Raw genomic sequence first — 6014 nt, forward strand, 5'->3', positions numbered from 1 at the left:
CCGACCGGCCGGAAAGTCTCGGCCGGTCGGGCCGGCTCGCCAAGCCGGTCCGAGACGAAAGCGGAACCTGCACACCGTCATCCCGCAGCCGCCGCAACGAGACCCTGGCCATTCGGGGCATCGACCTCGAGATCCAGGAGAAGGAGTTCCTGGTGCTGGCCCGCTACGACGAGCCGCTCTCCAATCTCGCCGGCAGCTCGATCGGGGCGGCGGCATCACCCGGCGGGTGTTCTGGGCGCTACCGCGCCATGCCGGTCATTCGGGTGTTTTCCCAACTGCAGAAGATGCCCCCCTGCAGGTCCCGGGCGATCGGGTCGCGGTCGTTCGCGTGCTCGGCCACCCGATCTCGCCAGTCATCGGCGCTGTCCCGAGGCTGATAGCCGATTCGGCGCGCAGCTTCGTCGGGCCACCAGCCCTCGCGGTTGCGCGAGGCGCCGAACACGATCTCGAAGTGGATGTCGGCCTCGATCGCGCGCTCGACGAGGTGCGCCAGATCGCGGTGGCTGATCCAGGTAGCGAGGTGCCGGCGCTCGCCGGGTTCATCGGGCTGGCGGGCCGTGCCGAGGCGCAGGCAGACCGCGCTCAGGCCGAACTTGTCGGCGTACAGACTCGCCAGCGCCTCGCCGAAGACCTTGGACACGCCGTACCGGGTGTCGGGCCGCACCGCCTCGCTGCCATCGAGCCGCGCGGTGCGCGGGTAGAAGCCGATGGCATGGTTCGACGAGGCGAACACCATCCGGCGCACACCGGCCATCCGCGCCGCTTCGAAGGTCTGGTAGCAGCCCTCGATGTTGGCGTCGCGGATCGACTCCCAGGGCGCCTCGGTGGAGACGCCCCCCAGATGAACGACCGCGTCCACGCCCTGCATCGCCGCGCGCATGGCGTCCGCGTCGGTGAGTTCGCAGCGCACCACCGTCTCGTCAGGCCCGGGCGGGTCCATCTCGGCCCGGTCGACCAGCACCATCGGCCAGCGGGCCTGCCAGCGCGCACGCAGCATCCGGCCGATCAGCCCCGCCGCGCCGGTGATCATGATTCGTCGCATCGAACGCCCTCCTCTCGTCTGGCGCCCGGGCCGGCCGCCCTTCCGCCTGCCTGGTATGTCGTGCCTCGACTTTACCCGCCCGCGCGGAGCAGGTCGGCGCGCACTCCCGGAGCCCGTCCGATGTCCCCATCCGACAACCGCTACCCTGATCCGGCGGTCGAGATCCTTGGTCCGGCCTTCGAACCCTATCGATTGTTCAATGCCGCGGTCGAGCGCCTGGCCACCGGCTTTCGCCGGGCCGGTTCGGCGGCCCGGCGCGCAATCGGCTGTTCATGACGGCCAGCCGCTCGCTGTGCGCGCTGCATGTGAACACGCAGGGCGTGGCCGGCGGTTGAGGCAGGCCGCTCAGCGCCCGCCCTGGGCGTCATCCACCCGCACCGTGGTGCCAGTGACGAACTCCGAGGCCGGCGACACCAGGAAGAGCAGCGTGCTGTCGAGCTGGGCCGGGTCACCCAGCCGCGGCCGCGGAAAGTGCTTCGTGATGTCGCCCATGCGGGAGAGCATCCCGTCCATCATCTCGGACGAGAAGGCGCCCGGCGCGATCGCGTTGACATTGATGTGGTAGCGGGCCCACTCCACAGCCAGCGTCTCGGTCATGCGCACCACGGCCATCTTGGAGGTGGCGTAGAGCGCCGCGCCACGACCGTCGTAGGCATAGGCCGCGCGCGAGGCCAGGTTGACGATGCGCCCCGGCTTCTCGGCCGCGATCAGGCGCCGGGCCACCTCGCAGGACAGGATCCAGGGCGCGCGCACATTGATGTCGAGCACCCTGTCGATCAGTTCCACCGACATCTTGTGGGCGCGCTGCGCGTCAGGGATGCCGGCGTTGTTGACCAGGATGGTGACTGTGCCCAGCGCCGCCTCGGCGCGGGCCACCACATCGATCAGCTGGTCGGCATCGGTCACATCGAGCGCCAGCGGTAGCGCGCGGCCGCCGGCGGCGCGGATCTCCGCGGCGAGTTCCTCCAGCCGATCGAGCCGCCGCGCGGCCACCGCCACGGTGGCACCGGCAGCGGCCAGCACCCGGGCAAAGCGCCGGCCAAGGCCGGCCGACGCGCCGGTGACCAGGGCAACCTGGCCGGTGAGATCCTGGGAGGCATTGGGCAAGGGGAAGTCGGGCATGTCCGGGCTCGCTGGCAGAGGGTGGAAGAAGTCGCCGGCCAACTTGACCCGCGTACCGCCGGCTGTCAAACCGTCGGCCCGCACGGCGTCTCGTTCCCGCAGGCGTGCCCCCGGCCGAGGCTGCCGGCCCTGCTAAGGTCGGGTCGCGGCATGGCGCCCATCTGCGTCTTGCCCCCAAACCAGGAGACCCCATCCCATGACCCAGACGATGCGCGCCGGCATCTGGAACTACGGTGACCTGTTCGATGCCCTCGCCGGCGTGGTGCCGGCCCAGCAGGTGGCGCTGGCCCATGCCGATCGCGTGATCACCTGGGGCGAACTCACCGGACGCACCAACCGGATCGGCCGCGCCCTGCTCGCCGAGGGCGCGCAGCCCGGCGAGAAGCTGGCCTTCTACCTGCGAAACCATCCCGCCTACCTCGAAGGCGTGATCGCGGGCTTCAAGGCGCGGCAGGTGCATGTCAATGTGAACTACCGTTACGCCGCGCGCGAGGTGAACTACATCCTCGACAATGCCGATGCCACCACCGTGGTGTTCGGGCGGGAGTTCTCGGGGCTGGTGGCGCAGATCGCACCAGGTCTGCCCGGTGTGCGCCGCTGGTGGGTGGTGGAAGATGGTTCCAGCGAACCGATCCCCGATTTCGCCCGGTCCTTCGAGTCGGTGGCGCAGAACGGATCGGGTCAGCCGCTGGGCATCACCCGCTCGCCCGACGACCAGTTCTTCATCTACACCGGCGGCACCACCGGCATGCCCAAGGGCGTGATGTGGACGCAGGACGCGCTGCGCCGCGGGCTGATCAATCCGGCGCTGGTGGTGCGGGTGCCGCAGGACCTGCCTGACCATCTTTCCATCGTGCGCGAGAATGGCCGAGGGCCGGTCAACCTGCCGGCCTGCCCGCTGATGCATGGCACCGGCCTGCTCACCGCCATCTCCGCCCTGGTGTCCGGCGGCACGGTGGCGACCCTGCCAAGTGCGCACTTCGACCCCCAGGAACTCTGGGCCGCGGTGGAACACCACCGCGTCGACCAGATCGTGATCGTGGGCGATGCCTTCGCCCGACCGATGACCCGCGCCCTCGACGAACTGGGCGGGCGCCGTGACCTCGGCTGCGTGCTCTCGATGATCTCCTCGGGCACGATGTGGAGCCTGGAGGTCAAGCAGGCCCTGCTTCGGCACCTGCCGCAGGTCACCCTGCTCGATTCCTTCGGCTCATCCGAGGCAGTGGGCTTCGGCCTGTCGGTGATGACCGCCGCCGGCGAGGTGCAGACCGCGCGCTTCCAGATCGGCGACGAGGTCAAGGTCTTCGCCGACGACGGTCGCGAAGTCGTCCGCGGCAGCGGGGAGACCGGGCTGATCGCCCGCGCAGGCGCCATCCCGCTGGGCTACTACAAGGATCCGGCCAAGACCGCGGCAACCTTCCGCGTCGTGAATGGCGTGCGCTATGCCATCCCCGGCGATTTCTGCACGGTCGATGTCGACGGCACCATCACCCTGCTCGGTCGCGGCAGCGGCTGCATCAACACGGCCGGCGAGAAGGTGTTCCCCGAGGAGGTCGAGGAGGTGCTCAAGCAGCATCCCGATGTCGAGGACGCGCTGGTGGTAGGGCTGCCCGACGAGAAGTGGGGCCAGGTGGTCACCGCGGTGGTCGAACTGCGCGCCCAGACAGACCTCGACGAAGACGCGCTTCGCGCCCATGTGCGAGGACAGCTTGCCGGCTACAAGACCCCCAAGCGCGTGGTGGCGGTGGCCCGGATGTTCCGGGCGCCCAATGGCAAGGCCGACTACGCCGGCGCGCGCGAGCACGCGGCGCGAACCCTCGCGGGAGCCGGGGGATGAGCGGGCGGCGCGCGGCGCGGCCGCGTGAGGCACGATCACGCGCGGGTAGACGCCGGCCAGCCGATGCTCGGCTCATGCCCCCGGAAGTTCTCTAGCCACCAGCGCCAGTCCTCGGGCACCAGCGAGAACGGCGAGGGATGCCCAAGTTCACGCGCCGCCCACACCGGCCAGTGCGGGTTGGCCAGGGCCGGCCGCCCCAGCATCACCAGATCGATCCGCTCCTCGCGGATCGCCCGATCGGCGTTCTGCGGGATGCCGAGGTTCCAGCTGGTGGCCACCGGGATGCCCACCTCCTCGCGCACCCGCTGGGCGCGCGACAGCATGAAGCCGACCCGATTGAACGGCGGATCGACGAGCTGGGTGGCATTGCCTCCCATCGAGAGGTCGGCCAGGTCCAGGCCATGCGCCTTCATCATCCGCACGGCGATCAGCGCGTCCTCGAACTGCGTGCCTTGCGGATGGAAGTCATCGCAGCCCAGCCGCATGGTCAGGGGGTACTGCTCGGGCCAGACGGCGCGCACGGCGTCGAGCGCCTCCAGGTGGAAGCGCACCCGGTTCTCGAGGCTGCCGCCATAGCGGTCGGTGCGCTGATTGGCCAGCGGTGACAAGAAGCTCGCCCCGAGGTAGCCGTGGGCGTAGTGCATCTCCAGCCACTGGTAACCCGCCTCGAGCGCGCGACGCGCCGCCTGCGCATAGGCCTGGTGCAGTTCCGCGATCTCGTCGATGCTCAGCTCATGGACCGGGTGATGGTGACCCGGCCCGCCGAAGGGAATCGCCGACGGCGCCCGGCAGGTCCAGCCGTCGGGATGATCGGGCGGCAGCTGCTTCTTTGCGCCGCCACCGAACGCACCCTTGTGCGGCGGCAGTTCGCTGCCCTTGCGCCCGGTATGGCCGAGCTGGATGGCGGGCACGGCGCCCATGCGCTTGATGATCGCGCACACGCGGGCGTGGCCCTCGATCTGGTCATCGTTCCAGATGCCGGCGCAGGAAGTGGTGGTGCGGCCATCAGGCGTGATCGCCATCTGTTCGCCGAACACCAGCGCGAAGCCGCCCGCGGCGCGCGCGCCCAGGTAGCACACATGGTAGTCATCGAGCTTGCCGTCGACGGAGTTGTACATCGTCATCGGCGACATCACGGTGCGGTTGCGCAGCGTCACGCCCTTCAGGGTGTAGGGGCTGAAGAGGTCGGGCATTGAACTGTCCTGAGGCAGGGGTTGTCGAGAAAGCGGATGCCGCACTTTGCCTGAGTCTCGGCGCGACGCTATGGTAGGGAACCATGACGCCCCCCGCCCCCGACTACCAGTACGACTTCCGCGCCGTCTCGTATCCGCTGCGCCTGTACAGCGGCCAGGACGCCCTCGAGCAGCTGCCCGCGGAGCTCAAGCGCCACGGCGCGAAGCGCGCCTTCATCGTCTGCGGCCGCACGGTGTCGCGCAGCCTGGGGCTGATCGCTCACATCCGTACCATCCTCGGGCCGGCGTGCGCCGGCGTCTTCGACGAGATGGACAAGGACACCACGCTCGATGCCGTGGTGCGCGCAGCCCGGGCCGCCAGGGACGCGAATGCCGATCTGCTCGTCAGCGTGGGCGCGGGCAGCGTCACGCAGGGCGCGCGGGTGGTGGCCATCCTGATGGCCGAAACCGCACCCGTCGACACCCTGATCACCCAGTATCCCGAGCATGGCCCGGCCATCAGCCCGAAGCTGATGGCGCCCAAGGTGCCCATCATCAATGTGCTCACGGCGGCCACCAGCGCACAGAACCGCGCGGGCTCGGCGGTGAAGGATCCGTCGCGCGGGCACCGCATGGAGTTCTTCGACCCCAAGACCCGGCCGGTGGCCGTCTTCTGGGACTCGGCCGCGCTCATGACGGCGCCGGTGTCGCTGGTGCGCACCACCTGCGCCTCGGTGTACTGGCGCTCGGTGGTGAACCTGGGCGCGCCGCAGACCTCGCCCTTGTGCGAAGGCGACCGCCTGCAGGCCTTCCGGCTCTCGCAGCTCGCGCTGTCGCGGGT

At 69.8% G+C, this 6014-nt stretch carries 6 protein-coding genes; 3 read left to right on the plus strand and 3 right to left on the minus strand.

Translation table 11 applies throughout. The features are described from left to right. Window positions 1–238: 238 nt before the first annotated feature. Complete coding sequence (locus AC2H6A_RS17180) at window positions 239–1042, minus strand: NAD-dependent epimerase/dehydratase family protein (RefSeq protein ID WP_484274938.1); 804 nt, start codon at window positions 1040–1042, stop codon at window positions 239–241. A gap of 120 nt (window positions 1043–1162) precedes the next feature. Here AC2H6A_RS17180 and AC2H6A_RS17185 point away from each other — a divergent pair, with 120 nt between their 5' ends. Next, window positions 1163–1318, plus strand: coding sequence for a hypothetical protein (locus AC2H6A_RS17185; RefSeq protein ID WP_484274939.1), 156 nt, complete (start codon window positions 1163–1165; stop codon window positions 1316–1318). A gap of 69 nt (window positions 1319–1387) precedes the next feature. Here AC2H6A_RS17185 and AC2H6A_RS17190 read toward each other — a convergent pair whose 3' ends face one another. Further along, window positions 1388–2164, minus strand: coding sequence for an SDR family NAD(P)-dependent oxidoreductase (locus AC2H6A_RS17190; protein WP_484274940.1), 777 nt, complete (start codon window positions 2162–2164; stop codon window positions 1388–1390). 196 nt (window positions 2165–2360) lie between these two features. Here AC2H6A_RS17190 and AC2H6A_RS17195 point away from each other — a divergent pair, with 196 nt between their 5' ends. Next, a complete protein-coding gene (locus AC2H6A_RS17195; RefSeq protein ID WP_484274941.1) occupies window positions 2361–4001 on the plus strand; it encodes an acyl-CoA synthetase in 1641 nt (546 codons plus the stop codon). Window positions 4002–4036: 35 nt separating this feature from the next. On the opposite strand, the gene AC2H6A_RS17200 is transcribed toward AC2H6A_RS17195, so the two are convergent. Beyond that, entirely contained in the window at window positions 4037–5194 is a 1158-nt protein-coding gene (locus AC2H6A_RS17200) for an oxidoreductase (RefSeq protein WP_484274942.1), read from the minus strand. Window positions 5195–5277: 83 nt separating this feature from the next. Between AC2H6A_RS17200 and AC2H6A_RS17205 the strand changes: the two genes are divergently transcribed. Continuing rightward, a partial coding sequence (locus AC2H6A_RS17205) for an iron-containing alcohol dehydrogenase (RefSeq protein ID WP_484274943.1) occupies window positions 5278–6014 on the plus strand: 737 nt, incomplete at its 3' end.

This window comes from Quisquiliibacterium sp. (genome assembly GCF_982640115.1).

Bases quoted from the DNA above. Each gene is read 5' to 3' on its own strand.
- AC2H6A_RS17180 (WP_484274938.1), bottom strand. From the start codon at position 1,042: ATGCGACGAATCATGATCACCGGCGCGGCGGGGCTGATCGGCCGGATG.
- AC2H6A_RS17185 (WP_484274939.1), top strand. From the start codon at position 1,163: ATGTCCCCATCCGACAACCGCTACCCTGATCCGGCGGTCGAGATCCTT.
- AC2H6A_RS17190 (WP_484274940.1), bottom strand. From the start codon at position 2,164: ATGCCCGACTTCCCCTTGCCCAATGCCTCCCAGGATCTCACCGGCCAG.
- AC2H6A_RS17195 (WP_484274941.1), top strand. From the start codon at position 2,361: ATGACCCAGACGATGCGCGCCGGCATCTGGAACTACGGTGACCTGTTC.
- AC2H6A_RS17200 (WP_484274942.1), bottom strand. From the start codon at position 5,194: ATGCCCGACCTCTTCAGCCCCTACACCCTGAAGGGCGTGACGCTGCGC.